General features: G+C 51.1%; 16 protein-coding genes. 1 reads left to right on the top strand and 15 read right to left on the bottom strand.

The annotated features are described in order from the left end of the window. Positions 1-151 precede the first annotated feature (151 nt). The 15 genes from FPZ49_RS19915 to FPZ49_RS19845 form a co-directional block, all read right to left on the bottom strand. Positions 152-1,318 carry a CapA family protein gene (locus tag FPZ49_RS19915; RefSeq protein WP_261381501.1) on the bottom strand — a complete coding sequence of 389 codons (1,167 nt, stop codon included), beginning with the start codon at positions 1,316-1,318 and terminating at the stop codon, positions 152-154. Positions 1,319-1,432: 114 nt separating this feature from the next. Continuing rightward, positions 1,433-2,185, bottom strand: a complete 753-nt coding sequence (locus FPZ49_RS19910; protein ID WP_144850186.1) for an SGNH/GDSL hydrolase family protein — start codon at positions 2,183-2,185, stop codon at positions 1,433-1,435. 119 nt (positions 2,186-2,304) lie between these two features. Further along, positions 2,305-2,790: a hypothetical protein gene (locus FPZ49_RS19905; RefSeq protein WP_144850184.1), complete on the bottom strand. Its 486-nt coding sequence runs from the start codon at positions 2,788-2,790 to the stop codon at positions 2,305-2,307. A 184-nt stretch (positions 2,791-2,974) separates the two neighbouring features. Then, positions 2,975-4,300, bottom strand: coding sequence for an alpha-galactosidase (gene melA / locus FPZ49_RS19900; RefSeq protein WP_144850182.1), 1,326 nt, complete (start codon positions 4,298-4,300; stop codon positions 2,975-2,977). A 57-nt stretch (positions 4,301-4,357) separates the two neighbouring features. Continuing rightward, the gene (locus FPZ49_RS19895) at positions 4,358-5,167 is read right to left on the bottom strand and encodes an SDR family NAD(P)-dependent oxidoreductase (protein ID WP_186445930.1); all 810 of its coding nucleotides are present in this window, start codon (positions 5,165-5,167) and stop codon (positions 4,358-4,360) included. After that, positions 5,160-5,963, bottom strand: a complete 804-nt coding sequence (locus FPZ49_RS19890; RefSeq protein ID WP_144850178.1) for an SDR family NAD(P)-dependent oxidoreductase — start codon at positions 5,961-5,963, stop codon at positions 5,160-5,162. Before FPZ49_RS19890 ends, FPZ49_RS19895 begins: the two co-directional genes overlap by 8 nt. Before the next feature lie 19 nt (positions 5,964-5,982). After that, a complete protein-coding gene (locus FPZ49_RS19885) occupies positions 5,983-6,501 on the bottom strand; it encodes a hypothetical protein (RefSeq protein ID WP_144850176.1) in 519 nt (172 codons plus the stop codon). Positions 6,502-6,509: 8 nt separating this feature from the next. Further along, the gene (locus FPZ49_RS19880) at positions 6,510-6,722 is read right to left on the bottom strand and encodes an SDR family NAD(P)-dependent oxidoreductase (RefSeq protein WP_144850175.1); all 213 of its coding nucleotides are present in this window, start codon (positions 6,720-6,722) and stop codon (positions 6,510-6,512) included. 176 nt (positions 6,723-6,898) lie between these two features. After that, complete coding sequence (locus tag FPZ49_RS19875) at positions 6,899-7,681, bottom strand: alpha/beta hydrolase (RefSeq protein ID WP_144850173.1); 783 nt, start codon at positions 7,679-7,681, stop codon at positions 6,899-6,901. A gap of 23 nt (positions 7,682-7,704) precedes the next feature. Further along, positions 7,705-9,207 (bottom strand): helix-turn-helix domain-containing protein, encoded by a 1,503-nt coding sequence (locus tag FPZ49_RS19870; protein ID WP_261381505.1) that lies wholly within the window; start codon positions 9,205-9,207, stop codon positions 7,705-7,707. Positions 9,208-9,209: 2 nt separating this feature from the next. Continuing rightward, on the bottom strand, positions 9,210-10,946 hold the full coding sequence (locus tag FPZ49_RS19865) for a cache domain-containing sensor histidine kinase (protein WP_144850169.1): 1,737 nt from the start codon (positions 10,944-10,946) through the stop codon (positions 9,210-9,212). Between the two features lie 117 nt (positions 10,947-11,063). Continuing rightward, positions 11,064-11,879 carry a carbohydrate ABC transporter permease gene (locus FPZ49_RS19860; protein WP_144850167.1) on the bottom strand — a complete coding sequence of 272 codons (816 nt, stop codon included), beginning with the start codon at positions 11,877-11,879 and terminating at the stop codon, positions 11,064-11,066. Then, complete coding sequence (locus tag FPZ49_RS19855; RefSeq protein ID WP_261381504.1) at positions 11,876-12,727, bottom strand: carbohydrate ABC transporter permease; 852 nt, start codon at positions 12,725-12,727, stop codon at positions 11,876-11,878. Before FPZ49_RS19855 ends, FPZ49_RS19860 begins: the two co-directional genes overlap by 4 nt. A gap of 159 nt (positions 12,728-12,886) precedes the next feature. Beyond that, a complete protein-coding gene (locus FPZ49_RS19850) occupies positions 12,887-14,218 on the bottom strand; it encodes an ABC transporter substrate-binding protein (protein WP_144850163.1) in 1,332 nt (443 codons plus the stop codon). Between the two features lie 155 nt (positions 14,219-14,373). After that, a complete protein-coding gene (locus tag FPZ49_RS19845) occupies positions 14,374-15,405 on the bottom strand; it encodes an LLM class flavin-dependent oxidoreductase (RefSeq protein WP_144850161.1) in 1,032 nt (343 codons plus the stop codon). Between the two features lie 265 nt (positions 15,406-15,670). Here FPZ49_RS19845 and FPZ49_RS19840 point away from each other — a divergent pair, with 265 nt between their 5' ends. Next, a complete protein-coding gene (locus FPZ49_RS19840; protein WP_144850279.1) occupies positions 15,671-16,651 on the top strand; it encodes an aldo/keto reductase in 981 nt (326 codons plus the stop codon). Positions 16,652-16,657 lie beyond the last annotated feature (6 nt).

Raw genomic sequence — 16,657 nt, 5'->3', positions numbered from 1 at the left:
TAGTTAGGCTCCCAACCGGCTGTCATCGTACTTGAGCTGCAGGGAAACTTCATTCAGCGTACTGGAGCATTCGCAGGAATGATATTGTTAATTATTTGACTTATTGGCTGTTTTTTAACTTTCTCAAAAATAAAAGAATCGAAAGATTCGTCTATTGACTTTCAAGCTCACCCGCGTCACTTATCCTGACATTTCGATTGATCGCATTTAATCTTTGAATCAGCTTGGCACCAGCCTCGGCTTCCATGGGCGTCGGACTCGCGTACTTGGTAAGCACAGGCACGATCGACATGCTGCACGCCGCTTCTTGGGTACAATCCGCTTGCAAAATGAGCGTCTCCCATGTTTTCGGAACGCCATTCGTTGTAAAAATAAAGTTGCCTAGGGAATATGCGATCCATTTCCCGTTATAGGCTTCAAACCCTTGCAGCACATGCGGATGACCGCCAATCACTAAGTCGGCGCCGCTGTCGATGTATTGGTGGGCCAGGTTCACCTGATATTTTTCCGGCGTATCTTCTCTCTCGATCCCCCAATGGGCGATAACGACGACCAAATCCGCATTTTGTTTAGCGAGCTGAATCGCTTTTAACGCTTTGGTCGGGTCATAGGTGGTTGCCAGCCCCGGCTTTCGGAGCCCTGCATACCAGGAACCCTCCGGTACGACTCTACTAAATCCGAGAACAGCGACCTTGATGCCATTTTTCTCGATGTAGACTGGAGCGAACGCCTCGGCTTCATTCATACCGGCCCCTACAAAGGGAAGCTCGACCGATTGTAAATGCTGAAGCGTATCGACCAGTCCAAGCTCCCCTTGGTCCATCGAATGATTATTAGCCAAGTTAACTACATCTACCCCGCTATCCTTAAGCGCAGGCAGATACTGGGGATTGGTTTTGTACACGTATTCTTTATCTTGTGGAGTCCCGTTTTCCGTCACAGGGGTCTCGAGATTCGCTATTGTGATATCCGGCTCGCTCAAGTAGGGTTGAACATTTTGATACGGGTAGTCATAGCCTTTACTATCAAGAATTTTTTCTACGCCGCCACTGAGCAGCACATCTCCTACGAAAGCGAAGGTGACATGTTTTTTTGCAGGAGGAGGTTCAATCACCGTTTCTTCTTGCCCCGCTGGCTCTACCAAAGGCTCTACAGGAGGTTCAATTAGCGGTTCGGTTACCGCTGTTGGGACGTTTACCATTTGAAGAGATTCAGTAATCTTTTCAGGTAATGGTGACCTGGATGCGCTTTCATTTGTAGAACAAGAAACGAGTACTAGCAAAATAGCCCCTGCCGCCGCCGCAATCCAATATTTCATAACCCAACCCCCGTAGGATGTAGATCTATTAAATCTGTTCCTAATCGTTACATAAATCTACTACGGAGGCTGTCGAATACTGTTAGAGCGGATATAAAAATTTCCTAAAAATTTCTAATTTATTCTCGGCGTGACCGGCTGGCCGGATAATTTCTGAGCTATGGCATCGGCGATCGCCCGGTAGCCTGCCTCATTCGGATGAATGGTGTCCTGCATAAACGGATGCTCAGGCTGTACTTGTCGCCCAAACACTAGACTTGGGATATCCAGAAGATCCACCCGTGGGTCATAGTCTCGGAAGCTCTGGTATACGCCCCACAGCTGATCGGAATAGAGCTGCGCCTTCGCGATGTCCATCTGGATGTAGCTCCATCGATTCACAGACAGAAAAGGATTGGGGATCCGCAGCAGCACGCCGCCGCGCGTTTCCTTGAGCAGCCTGTCCACAGCAAGCTTTAAATCGGACTGAATCTGTTCAGGGCTGCTCTCCCGAATGTCATTGATCCCATAAGAGACAATATACAAATCCGCTTGGTCCCGAATCACTTGATCGAGCGTATGCCCATTGGCTGCGATTTGGTTGACAAAATAGTGCAGCGTATTGCCGCTGGAGCCGCAATTGCGAATGCGCACTCCTTCCAGCACGCCCCCAGGAGCCGCATAAACATTGGTTAACTGCTCATACAATCCCGGAGCCGCTTCCGTTGTGCTATCCCCGACAAAGTCAATTACTTTGCCTGATTTCGAATTTTGATAAAATTGCTCCATCGATTCAGCCGGTTGGCCGAAGAGATTGCCTGGCAGCAGCAGCATGAAGAATAGAGAGAACGACAACCCGCGCATCCACCACTTTAATCTCTTTTTCACCCTTCTGAGCACCCCTTGTTGGTAAATGTTGTCACACCTCTTTCTAAGGTGCCCAACAAGACTTGCTTCATGCACGCAAAAAAAGACGGTTCCGCAGGTGGGAGCCGCCTTCTATGAAATTATTTCTGGGGATGCCCAGCAAGCTGCTGAAGAAAATAAAACTCTCGGTAAAGCTGCAGAAGCTCGCTCTCCTTCTCTCCAATGAGCTGCGACAGCTCCTGCAATCGTTGACCGGCATTAGGAGACTGCTCGCTGCGGGGTCCATCGTCGATCGTGTCACTGTTTTCGAGCCCAATGCGCTCCGAATCTTCCGGAAGCTCGTAGCCGAACGTCACCGCTACCCACTCATCCGCTTTCGCTCGCCCAAAGACCCGATAAATATGCATGTATTTCTCGAAAATCGAGTTGATCGTCTGCCGGCGCTCCCAGCCTTGAATGCCCATCGTATCCTTAGCCCGTGAAGCCGCCTGCATCAGTTGAAAATCGTTCAGCTTCCCCCGGACGCTCTCAATTTGCGTAATTTCGTCCAGGAATGCCATATAAATGTTGTAAAACCCCTCGGTTTCTTGAATCATTTCATGCTCCGAAATGATAGGCCGGTCCATTGAGCTCATCCCTTCCTTGGCAGCATCCGCTATGTACGTGTTCTTCCTATAGCTTTCGAAGCACTAGAAAATTTTCAGTTCATTTTCAGAAAATGTTATCGCGACAAAATTAGATTACATAACATTTGTTATGTCTACTACTATTAATTGAAAAAGCCGCGCCCACGGCGACGGCTCTTAATCTTCAGGACAAATGCTTGAATTGAGGCAGCCAATCTTGATTGACCTTAAACATTTGATCCACCATCGACTTGATTTCCGCCAAGCTGAGCACCGCCGAGGTGAGCGGATCGTAGCAGATGGCATGAAATATTTTTCGCGGATCCCCGGTAAGCGCTCCTTCTACAGCCAATTCCTCACACCTTGAGCTGGTGTTCACAAGTAAGGCCAGCTGATCGGGCAATGGTCCGACATGGATAGGGCTCAGCCCTTGTCTGGAAGCCAGCATAGGCACCTCCACACAAGCACCTTCCGGCAAATTGTCGATTAATCCGAAATTGCGGACATTTCCATTAAATTGAAACAAGGTGTGATCTCCAAACACCGCGTTAAAAATATAGGAAGCATATTCATTCCCACGCTTTAGATCGATTGGGCTGTCCCGCCATGCCATCAATTGATTTTTCCAGTTGCTCCGCTTTCGCTCGGCATTTTTAACGGTAAGCGCGTATTCGCCAGGGTTCCAGCCGGTGCCATGCGTGCAGTATTTTTCGATTAATTCGGGACGTTTACGGAACCACGCGTTGTATTCGGAATTATGACCACTAGATTCGGTCACATAATAATCCAGATGGAGATACATTTCGTTTCTAACCTGCTCCTCGTTATAAATCTCTGGTCTGTTCTGCACGGCCTCCCGAATGAGCGGGTACGCATCCTTACCATTCCACTTGTAGTCCAGATAAAAGGCCTGATGATTGATCCCGGCGCAGGTGTAGGTAATCTCCTCAATCGGAGCTCCGATCCACTTGGCTAGCATAGCCGCGGTGCCTTGTACGCTGTGGCATAGGCCTGTCACTGTCACCTTGGTCTCGCCTTGCATCGCTCTGCACAGCATGGCCATAGGATTGGTATAGTTCAGAAACACGGCATCCGGACAATAGCGTTCGATATCCCGGCAAATGTCCAGCATCACGGGAACGGTCCTCAGGAAGCGGAAAATGCCCGCAGGGCCGCGAGTATCGCCGATGTTGATGTCCACTCCAAAGGACTTCGGAATTTCCAAATCCGTCCGCCAAACCGGCAAATCGCCGACCAGAATCGTGCTGACGACACCATTGGCGCCTTTTAAGGCTTCAGCTCTGTTCGTCGTCGTTTCCGCCTTGGCAGAGGAGTAACCGCCGGCGGAGATAATATTATTTACGGCTTCTTTAGCAAACCCAAGCCGTTCTTCGTCGATGTCCATCAGCATGATGGTACAGTCCTCAAACGCAGGAAACGTAAGCAAATCTCTGACCAAATTTTTAGTAAACACTAAGCTGCCCGCACCTATGAAAGTAATTTTCGCCATTAGAAAAATCCACCTTTCTCGGACTCACCAGTTTCTATTTTTCCTAGCGCTTGCGCTTTACCTCGACATATCGCTTAAGGGCCGCCGTACGCTTAGCCCTCCGTCTACCGTTAGCATTTGGCCCGTGATTTGCTCGGCCAAGTCGGACGCCAGGAACACCGCTGCATTCGCAATATCGGTTCCTGTTTGCATGCGGCCGAGGGGCAAATTCTGAATGGATCGCTGGATATGATCGAACTCATGGGTTCCGAGCCCTTCCCAGCGCGAAACCTCTCCTTCCGACGCCACCCAGCCGGGATGTACGCAGTTCACCCGAATGCTGTGCTTCGCCAAGGCGTGGGCTAAATTGCGGGTCATCGTGATCAGGCCTCCCTTGGACACGGCATACGCCAAGGTGTTGTCCTCCCCTTTGGCAGAATGAAGCGACCCGATATTAATGATGCTTCCGCCGGTTCCTTGCCGGATCATTGCCGGGGCTGCAGCCTTGCACATGAGAAAGACGCCTTTTAAGTTGATGCCGATCACCCGGTCCCATAACGCTTCGTCCGTACTCATGAGGTCGCCTCTGGGAAAAATCCCCGCATTGTTGACCAACACATCCACGCCGCCAAAATCGTTCTCTACAGCAGCCATCATCCGCTCAATGTCAAAGGTGCGTGAAACATCGCAGGAATAGTATCTGACCTCGCAGCCGTCTTTTCTCCAGCGTTCGGCTAATGCCTCTCCCTGGGAGTCCACATCCGCTATCGCTACCCTTGCTCCTCCAAGCTTGGCGAACTGCTCCACGATCCCAGCGCCAATTCCTTTGGAGCCGCCTGTAACAATGACCGTTTTATGTGCCAATCCGGAAAACGAAGGACTATTCATGGTTCTCCGCCTCCGCTCTCTCATAAGCGACTTTTGGAATTTGCGTAGCCAGCTTACCACCGCTTACATCGATCATTGTCCCTGTAATATATTCAGCAAGGTCTGAGGCCAGGAAACAGATGAGATTAGCAACATCATCCTTGGAGCCCCACCTTCTAAGCGTCAATGTATCGAGCAGGCGCTCCTGGTCCTTCTCCGGCCGCTCGGCAAAATGATTCATGTCGGTAGGAATCATGCCCGGCGCGTAACAGTTCACGGTTATATTCCAAGGTCCCAATTCTCCTGCCAGCACTCGGGTGAATTGGCTCACGCCCGCCTTGGATGAAGCATAAGCAGCGCTACCAATGCTCGGAACAATCGCCGCAAAGGAAGCGGCATTAATAATGCGGCCCGATCGCTGACGTTTCATCACCGGAATGACGCCCTTGCACATCAGGAAAGTGCCCTTCAAGTTAATATCCAGATTCAAATCCCAAACTTCTTCTTGCAGCGAAGTAACCATCCCGCCTGCAGCAACCCCGGCATTATTGACCAGGATATCCAGGTGTCCATAGGACTCTACTACGGCACCCACCACTTGCTGTATTCGGTTAAAATCACGGACATCGCATAGATACTGTGAGCCTTGATATCCCAGCTGCTCAAACTCCTGTTTGATCGCTTCCAGGTTGGCTTCGTTTACATCCGTGACCACCGTGATGACGCCTTCCGAAGCCAGGGTCAGCGCAATTTCCCGGCCGATCCCCCGACCGGCGCCTGTGACAATCGCTACTTTACCTTGTAGGTCAATCTGCATTTCGTTATCCCTCCGCCGATTAGTCTTCTTGAATCGCATTGTAAGTACGGACTAAGCCTTGCATATAGGCAATGCTGGACAGCAGCTGGTGGTTTTCATAAGCGATAATGCTGCTCTCGGGCTCGTTCTTTTCATACGGAGTCCGCCAATCGGCCGGTGCTTTCGCGTGGGCAAGCACAAAACGCATCGTTTCAGCGAATTGCGACGCTGATCGAGCCGGATACTCCAGCCAATAATCGTCGGCCAGCACCCTAGTATGACGTGCCTCCAGCGCGCCAACCTCAATGGACATCGTCATTTGGGGATGATGCTGCGAAAGGAGCGTAAATAATGCCGGGAAGTCTACCACCCCTTGGCCAATTGGACAGCGAACCAGGCGGTAGCCCTCCTCCGTCAAGTAAATCCAATAGTCTTTTAAATGAACGTGCTTCAGATGCGGCATCGCCTTTGCTGGAGCAATACGCGCTTCGTTCGGGGAGCGAACGCTTCCTAGCATGGAAGCCACATTGATCACACGCCCGTACCTTTGCTGCTTCATCTGCCGGGCTACGGCCCTCGAGCCGCGATCCCGACAGCCCTTTGGCCGCTGCTTTCTCTAAGGACGACTGCGGCTTCTTCCGCCTTGCTGCGGTCACGGCTTGTAACCGCGACGCTAGCTCCTGCTCCCGCAAGCGCTTTCGCCATCTCCATTCCAAGCCCTTGCGCTCCGCCAGTGATTAAAGCTACCCGTCCATCCAATTGAAATAAATCCAAGCTCATAGGCTTCAAACCTTTCGTTCGTTATTGACTAGCCTACTATCAATATATGCCTGTGGTATGCGCTTTCATAGGCTGCAAAACTACGGTGTGCGCGCTATTTTTGTAATGAAAAAGCGTACCGCCCGGCGCCCTTCAAGGGAACGCATCCGAAACGATACACTTTCCATAGGTCCTCTTCATTTGTGATGCTTCTCCATCGGCAGCCAGGAAAGCACCGCTTGAATTTTTTGATCCCAATAGCCCCATTCGTGGGTGCCTGGTTCTTCCTCATAAGTGAAATCGAAGCTCGTTTTCCGGCAAGCGTCCCGAAACAGAAGGTTGTCCTCGTACAGGAAATCCTCCGTACCGCAGCATTGATACAGCTTGGGCTTAGGAGCGTCGGACTGATCACACTGCTGCAGCAGCCAAAATAAATCGTTTTCCGTTCCCGCCACGCTTTCCTCGCCAAAGGTTAAACGATAATCTCGGAGTCTTTGCGGCTCCGTAGGCACTTTGGCACGGTTCAAGCCTCCGGATAAGCTCGCCGCAGCGGCGAATTGATCGGGCTTGTTTAAAGCCCATTTCATCGCACCATAGCCCCCCATGGATAGCCCGGCTACAAAATTATCCTCCCTCGCATCCGACAACGGGAAAAAAGATCGGGCCAATTCAGGCAGCTCTTCGCTCAAAAAGGTCCAATACCGGTTTCCATACGCCATATCCGTATAGGAGCTGCGATGAACCTGCGGCATGACGACCGCTAGACCTAGCGGAGCGACATAACGTTCAATGGAGGTGCGGCGCAGCCAAATCGTATCATCATCGGACATCCCATGCAGCAAATACAGGGTAGGATGGCGCTCGGATCGCTTGACATTTTGCATACCGATCTGCGTGCGGGTTTGCTGGGGCAAAATCACCGTCATCGATGTGCTTAACTGCAGAACCTCGGAGAAAAAGTGACATTGAATCAGGGCCATTGGAAAGCCTCCTAGATTTATGATTATGATCCAGATTGCATCTGATTTTTTCGGTAATCCGAAGGATAAGTGGCGAAGGTTTGTGTGAACAGCTTGGTGAAATGTCTCGTGCTGTAGTACCCGACCTGCTCGGCTACTTGCCGTACCTGAAGGTTGGTGTTCATGAGCAGCTCCTTCGCTTTATTCATCCGAATACGGGTCAAATATTTAACGAACATCACACCGGTTTTCTTATGAAACAACGCGCTTAAATAGTTGGCCGAAACATTAAGCTGACCTGCGATTTGCCCGATCCCGATATCATCCATATAATGCTGCTCGATATATTGAATCACCTGCGTAATCAGATCTACGGAAGAGGGTTCCTTTGTGTTCGTGTCGCGCAAAACCTTTTCGCCATACTGCCGCAAAGCTTCAATTATTCTCGGTACCGTGAGGTCTTCGGGCAAACGGATGCCTATAGCGATACTAATAAATAACCGGACGGCCTGCTTGGTTTGTTCGGCACCCATTAGAGGCGTTTTTTGCAGCAAGGCTTCCAGCTCGCTGACCGCATTGTGATAATTCAAGCACATCCAATCCTGGAGGTGATTGCCTATGGCACACAACAAGCGCGCGGCTTCCAGCTGATCCGGCAGCTGCGCCACTCGAAGCAATTCCGTATAATCGAGGCTGCGGCCGATCCCGCAAACCGCGCGGAGATGACTCCACTGCTGCAGCTGCTGCAGCTGTCCGTTTAACGCCTTAAAGCCTTGGCACTCCCCCGATTGTAAGACGGTCATGGTCATATACGCCGTTCGATATCGGGAAATAATCTTTTCTATGTCACCAAAGAAGTCGTAGCAGCGCCGTTTCCCTTCATCGCCCTTGTCCGGATCCCAGACGGCTATGGCAGCCAAATCTCCGTTCTGCAGTGCCAGTAACGCCAAATTCATCCCGAAAATGAGGTGCTTGCCCATCATTTGACGAAGCTCTTTGTATAGTTCAACCTCCATATCCGTCACAAAGCTCGCAGGCCGAGCCGCATCTAGATGGAACGTCCATGCCAGAAAGCTTCCTCGATGCAGCAAGCTGTCTTGTTCCTCATGCTCAATAGAGGTGAGTCCGTTGCAAAGCGCCGACAAATTATTTTCAAACTGCTGGTTCAGGAGGGAAATATACTCTTTGTTGTCTTTGTAGATCAGCTGCACCGTTCGTTCCAGTTCAACCGGATCGACCGGCTTGAGCAAATAAGCGGAAACCCCTAAAGCCAGTGCCTGCTGCGCATAGCCAAAATCAGAATATCCGCTCAGAATCACCCATTTTGTAAACGGGGAGAGCGATTTACCGCGCTGAACCGCATCCAGCCCATTCAGCTTAGGCATCCGAATATCGACGATCGCGATATTCGGTTGATGCTGCGCGACCAGCGTAAGCAATTCCTCGCCGTTGGTCGCTTCGCCGACAATCTGCCAAGAGGCCTCCATATCTTTAATCATGCAGGATAAATTAACCCGTGCTAAGCTTTCGTCATCGGCAATGACCATCTTCACGAATGGCTCACATCCTTCAACGGAATATGGATTCGTACGAGCGTGCCTTGTCCTACCGCTGTCTCTACGCTCATGATAGAGCCTTCGTAAGTCAGCTTTAACCGCTCCCGTACGTTGCTGATTCCCACTCCCTCCCGCTCTGTGCTGGGATCATACCCCGCTCCGTTGTCGGCAATTCGAATTTCCAGCCACTCCTCGCCTTCCCGCCAATCGTCCGCCACCGCCGCATCAATCGTAAGACGGCAAGCGGTATCGCTTGGTTCAATCCCATGAATAATAGCGTTTTCAACAATCGGCTGAAGCAGCAGCTTAGGAATCACAATGTCCGCCGTACCCGGACCGCAGTCGATCTGGTAGTCCAGCTTTTCGGCAAACCGAATTTTCTGCAGCTCGCAATATTTGCTTATGAAATCCAGTTCATCCTTTAGCCGTACCCAGTCGTTGTGCTGCAGGCTGTAACGCATCATCCCGCTTAAAGACAAGATAGCCCGCTCCAGCAGCACACGTTGGCCTGTTCGATTGAGACCTATAAATCCATTTAAGGTATTGTATAAAAAATGAGGCTGGATCTGAGATTGCAGCGCACGGTATTCGGCATTCCGCTGTCCGAGTGCAGCACGAAATTCGCGGTCGATCAGCTCGCCAAGCTGGGATATCATCGTATTTAAGCTTATGCCGAGCTGAGCAATTTCATCATTGCCGCGTACGGGGTAAAACGTTTGCAAATTTCCGCGCTGGACGCGTTTCATCACCTGAATCATCCGCTTGAACGGCGTGATCATCCAGTGAGACACCGTGAAATAAAGCAGCAAAGCAATGATCAGGCCCGAAACGCCAACGATGACCCCAACCCAATAAATACGCTGGAGCTGCACTTTAATGACCGATTCCGGAAAAAGCACGACGATCCGCCAGTTGGAGCGACTGACCGTTTGGGTGACGACAGAGTAGCGCTCATTCACGTCTTCCACGGTGCTGCGTTCGTCCGCCAATTGATGCAGGACGTTCTCCGGCAGCGGCCGACTAGCGTATATGAGCTTTCGCTTATCGTCGAGAATGGCGGCTGCAGAGCCGTTTTCTAACTGAATTCCGTGCATCATTTTCTCCAAAGCGGCCGTATCGGCGTCCGCCATCATCACCGCTAGCGGACGTCGACTATCGGGGTCATTAATCAGGCGTGCCACGGAGAACACCTCGGTTCCCGCGCCTTCCAAATAGCTTTGCGGGTGGACGCTTGTAAAAGCAACATTACCATCAGCCCTCAGCGCCTGAATGTACCAGTCCTGTTTTTCGTACGGAAAGAGCTCAACCGGCTTGCTCACGTAACCGCCCGGCGAGGTGATATAGACAGAGCCGTCCATGGGAAGAAGGATGGTGCCGAGGATGTCTTTGCGAGTATTTTTCAAAAATTTTGGTAACGTATTCGATAGCGCCTGTTCCGCTTCAAACTGCTCGTAGGCCGTCCACAGCTTCCACCCAAAGGTCGACTTCATCTTTAACGCCCTCATCACGTCGTCATTCAAATAGGGCGTGATCGTCATGCGGTCCAGGTCGTCCAAATACGCTTCGATACTGAAGGTTAGTGCCGTTAACGTTCCCTTCATCTGCGAAGACTGTTGGCTTCGGATTAACTCCTCGTAATAGGAGGGGATCGCAATGACGATAACGACAACAGGGATCACAATGGCTGTCAGAAACAGAATCGTTAATTTGAACCGGATCGATTTCCACATCAAGTCTCCCCCTACTGCAGCATCGCCCTCCTATCCTTTATTTTACAATTTTCGTGAGGTTTGTCTTTAGCAAATCTTGTCTTCTTTTGTCAGTACCACCGCAATGAACCATAGGTCCTATCCTTTTATTGCGCCTGCCGAAAGTCCTGTAATAAAGTAGCGCTGCAGGAACAAATAAATGACGATCATCGGTAACGCTCCCATAAATGAGCCCGCGGCAACCCAACCAACCTTATTGCCATCCTCCCCAAAGAAGCTGGAAAGCGCTACGGTGACGGTTCGCAGCTCCGGCTTTTGCAAGAAAAACAACGAAAATTGAAAGTCATTCCACACCGATACGCCATGCAAAATCACAACGGTGGCCGTAATCGGCTTCAGCAAGGGGAGAATAATCCGGTAAAACAACCCGAAGTGCCCTGCCCCGTCGATCATCCCTGCTTCGTCCAGCTCTTTTGGAATCGTGCTGATGAAGCCGGTATATAAAAAGATCGTCATTGGCAAATGGAACGAGATATGCAGCAGAATAATGCCCCAGTATTGGTTCATCCCGCCCAAATCAACCATGAATTTATAGAGTGGGACCAAGCTTGTTAGAGGAGGTACGATCAGTGCGGAAATAAACAGCATATAAATGAATTTATTCCATTTGGTTTGGCGTCTGGATAACGGATAAGCCGCAATCGAGCCGACAATTACTATGAATACGATGGAAGTGACCGCAACAATGAGATTATTTTTGAAGGCGATTCCCAATTTGGCATCGTACCAGGCGTTGATAAAATTATCTAGATACAGATAACCGGGAAACATCCATTTGGAGCTCAGATCATCCATCGCTTTAAACGAGGTCGTAATTAAGATGTAAAAAGGCAAGATGTGTATCAAGCAGATCAAAACGGAAAGAGGGGTGACCCATCCCTTTTTGCGGTTCATGCGGACACCTCCCTTTTTCTTAAGAAAACTAAGGAGATCATGCTGACAAGCGATATCATGATGAACATGACGATCCCGATCGTAGCGGCATAGCCCGCATCCTCACGGCCAAAATACAGCAAGTACATTAAGGTGGACATGGATGCCGAGGCGTAGCCAGGACCACTGTTGGTCAATGCCGCGATGACGTCAAACAGCTTTAACCCGCCGATCAAGTTCATCACAATACTGATGGTAAAAGCAGGCGCCAGCAAAGGCCATGTGACATGGATAAAACGCGAAAACACCCCTGCCCCGTCGATGGTTGCCGCTTCATAATAGTCCTTCGGGATGGTCTGCAGGCCCGCCAGAAATACCACCATCGCAATGCCTAGATATTGATACGTGTTAACGAAGGTAATAATCCATACGTTGATATAGGGATCTCCCAACAAATTCGTCGGCTGATCCTGGAACAGCAGCAGGATGTCGTTGATGGCGCCTCCCTGATATTGAAAGAAAAAGTACCAAATATAACCCATAATCAAGGAGCTGATGATAACCGGTAAGTAAATGATCGTTCTCACGATTCCGCGGGTGCGGAAGTTCATATTCAGGTACAGCGCGTAAAGCAAGCCCATAATGTTCTGAAAGAGGGTGCTGCCAACGCCGTAGATGATCGTGTTTTTAATAACCTTGGCAATATCGGGGTCGGTTAACAGCCTTGCGTAATTTCTTAGTCCCACCCATTTGTATTCCTGATTATAGCCATTCCAATTGGTAAACGAAATCTGGATGCCTTTGATAAACGGATAAAAAATAAAGACGAAGAACAAAATGAGCGCCGGAAAATAAAGCAGATTCAACATCCCGCCGTTGCGTATGAACCGCTTAATTGCACTGTTTCGGGAACGCCGCGCCCCTGCATCTAATACGGACACCGTATTAACCTCCGCCATAGGCTGCACCTCCTGATGTTCGTAATAAATCAAACGGGAGGGCGGACACCCTCCCGGTCGTCTGTTCAATTAGTTATTGCGGAGACGATCAAATTCCTGTTTCATTTTTTCTGAGAATTGCTGTGGCGTTAACGTTCCGCCGAGCAATGCGGTACCGCTTTTGCACATGACATCCCACATACCGTTCGGCAGGTACACGCGGTCGAAATAAGGGAATACGCGAACCGAGCTGTATTTGGCATAGTAGTCGGAGAACTCATGCTTCGCATTGATATCCTTCAACCCGGACGGCAGCTTGGTTGAATTGGCGATCTTTAACATATTCTCCGGCTTCGCGACAAAGGCGATAAATTTCTTCGACTCCGCCAGATGCTTTCCGTCTTTCCATGCGCCCATGGTGTAGCGTTCACCGCCGGAGAAGAGCGGCTCGTCGCCCGCCACAGCAGCCGGTACCGGCATGATGCCGATTTTAACGTTTGGATTAATCTTCTGCACATCGCCCGCAAAGGACGGACCACCCGATATGAAGGCGATTTTTCCTTGGGCAAAACGTGCAGGCATGTCAACTCGCTTGGCGCTGAGCACATCGGCGTTGATATAGCCTTTATTCTTCATATCGAGCAGCTTTTGCGCGAGCGGAGTCCACTTGTTCCAGTCGAACTTCCCGTCGAGAAACGCTTGTGCGTCGTTCGTTTTCGGGCTGATGTAGTAGGAGCTGCCATAATGATCCAAGAAGCTGCCGATCATCCCGTTGTCAATCCCCGACATGAAGAACGGAGTGACCTCGCCGTTGCTTTGCGTTTTGATTTTCTCGGCTGCCGCCAGCATCTCATCTAAGGTTTTCGGAACCTCGATATTATATTTTTGGAGCACGTCCACATTGTATGAGAACCCATCCTTCGCTTCACTCATGACCAAGGCGTGGACTTTACCGTCCTTACTGGTGACGACCGGCTTGATGGTATCCGTTTGCTTGGACGCCCAAGGCTCGTCTTTCAAATCAGCAAGGTATTTACCGTAGCGGATGATCGCCCAACCATGTGTGTCGAACACATCCGGAAGATCGTTGGCCGCCATTTTGACTTTCAAGATATTCTCATACTCCGAGCCTGGAAATTGGTATTCAATTACAATGTTCGGATTTTCTTTCGTAAAATCGCTGGCGATTTGCTTCAGGACATCCTGATTCACGGTATCGCTCATGGTGCTGTAAACCGTAAGCTTCGTTTTATCGCCGCTCGTGCTGCTCGCCGATGGTCCGCTGCTTGCGGATGGTGCGGGCTGAGCGGGCTTGACGTCTGTTCCCGTACCCGTGTTACCATTCGGACGCTGTGAACATCCCATTAATGCCAAAGAAAACATTAAGCTTACAGATAGCAGACTTACAAAGCTTTTTCTCATGCGCTTGTTCAGTCCTCCCTCTTTCACCTTTATGGATGCGTTTACATTCTTTATGCTAGCATATTTGGTAGCGTTTTCAAATGTCGCAAATCTACGCTGTATGCGCTATATTTTCTAAAACAAAAAAGCCGCGCACATGGCGACGGCTCTTGCTTTCACTTCCCTTTGACAATGTCAGCTAAAATCTCGTACGATCGGAGTCGCGCCCCATGGTCATAAATCGGCGACGAGACGATCCATTCATCCGCGGCGGTTTGCTGCTGCAGCTGCTGGAGTCTCGCGCGTACGGTTTCCTTGCTGCCGATGACGGAAAAACTCAACTGCCTCATCACATACGCCTTCTCCTGCTCGTTCCAGAGCGCGTCCATGTTGTCTACCGGCGGATTCATCATTCCGGTGCGTCCGCGGATAATGTTCAAGAAGGACTGCTGGTGCGACGTAGCCAGCCGCTGCGCTTCGGCATCCGTATCCGCCGCAATAATGTTGATGCCGACCATCGCCTGAGGCTTTGCGAGCGTCTCGGACGGGCGGAACTGACTGCGGTACAGATGCAGTGCCGGCATGAGATAGTCCGGGGCAAAATGGCTCGCGAACGCGAACGGCAGCCCGAGCTGGCCCGCCAATTCGGCGCTGAATCCGCTCGACCCGAGCAGCCAGATCGGGATATCCAGTCCTTCGCCCGGGAAGGCGCGAACGCCCGGCACGGCTGTGCCCAGCTCCGGGTTCATATAGCCGCGCAGCTCGCTGAGCAGCTCGGGGAAGTCATGCCCGTCCCTGCCCAGTCCGCGGCGCAATGCCCGTGCGGCCGGCTGATCGGAGCCGGGTGCACGGCCCAGGCCGAGGTCAATCCGGCCCGGGTACATCGACTCGAGCGTGCCGAACTGCTCGGCGATGACCAGCGGCGCGTGATTCGGCAGCATGATGCCGCCGGAGCCGACGCGGATGCTTGTGGTGCCGGCTGCGACATAGCCGATCACCACCGAGGTTGCCGAGCTGGCAATGCCGGGCATATTGTGGTGCTCCGCCAGCCAGAACCGATGGTAGCCCCACTTTTCCGCGTGCTGCGCCAAATCCAGCGTGCGATGAAACGAATCGCGCGGCGTACCGCCGACAAGCACCGGCGCTAAATCCAATATTGAAAAAGGGACATCGGTGATCCCTTGGATGGACTTTTGATCCTCTGTCATGAATAAACCCTCCTGCTCCTTCTTGTTTGTACACCTATTACACCTTGTGGGATTCACAAGCACACTTACTTTTTAGTATATACTATTTATTCTTCAACAATCAAAACCTAAAAAGTTCCACCTTAATCCACACCTTACTTACGTCCAAGTTACTTGTTCCCTCGAAATAAAGCATGTAACTAATTATTGCGTACTATAAATGTCTACGAAGGGACGTTATGATATACAATAGCTCTCACCATTTTTTAGGAGGTTGGTATTGAAAATGAAGTACACGTACTTAGGCCGTTCCGGATTAAAAGTGAGTAAGCTGTGCCTCGGCACCATGAATTTTGGAGTCGATACGAGTGAGAAAGAAGCATTTCGCATTATGGACGCCGCTGTAGATGCTGGAGTGAATTTCTTCGACACGGCCAACGTGTACGGGGGTATTGGTTCCCGCGGCAAGACCGAGGAAATCATCGGCCGCTGGTTCGCCCAAGGCGGTGGACGCCGGGAGAAAGTGGTACTGGCCACCAAGGTATTCGGCGACATGGAGAATCCGGACGACGGCCCTAACGCAGCGCGCGGACTATCCGCGTACAAAATCCGCCGCCACTTGGAGGCTTCCTTACAACGCCTTCAAACCGATCATATCGAGCTGTATCAAATGCATCACGTCGACCGCAACGTCGCTTGGGATGAGCTTTGGGAAGCGTTCTTAGTTCATGTTTATCAGGGTAAAATCGGCTACGTCGGGGCCAGCAATTTTGCCGGAAGAGATTTGGTCAAAGCGCAGTACGAAGCAAAAAACCGCCATTTCCTCGGCCTCGTCTCCGAGCAGCATAAATACAGCCTGCTGTGCCGACTGCCGGAGTTGGAAGTGCTGCCAGCCGCTGAAGAATACGGCATCGGCGTCATTGCCTGGAGCCCGCTTGACGGCGGACTGCTCGGAGGCAATGCGCTGAATCCGGCCGCAGGCTCCCGCAGCTCCCGCAATCAGGAGCGCGCCGAGAAGCGCCGCAGCCAATTGGAGGCGTTCAGCCGCCTGTGCAAAGAGCTGGGCGAAAGCGAGGCGAACGTAGCCTTAGCCTGGACGCTGGTGAATCCAGCCATGACGGCGCCGATTATCGGGCCGCGTACCCTCGAGCAGTTCGAGAGCACCCTGCGGGTGGTCGATATCGAGCTGAACGCGGACGTCTTGAAGCAGCTGGATGAGATTTTTCCAGGCCCAGGAGGCAGCGCTCCGCAGGCTTATGCTTGGTAATTTTTC

This window comes from Paenibacillus cremeus (assembly GCF_007786445.1).
Lineage (GTDB): Bacteria > Bacillota > Bacilli > Paenibacillales > NBRC-103111 > Paenibacillus_G > Paenibacillus_G cremeus.
This window is presented reverse-complemented; position numbering and strand designations above follow the sequence as displayed.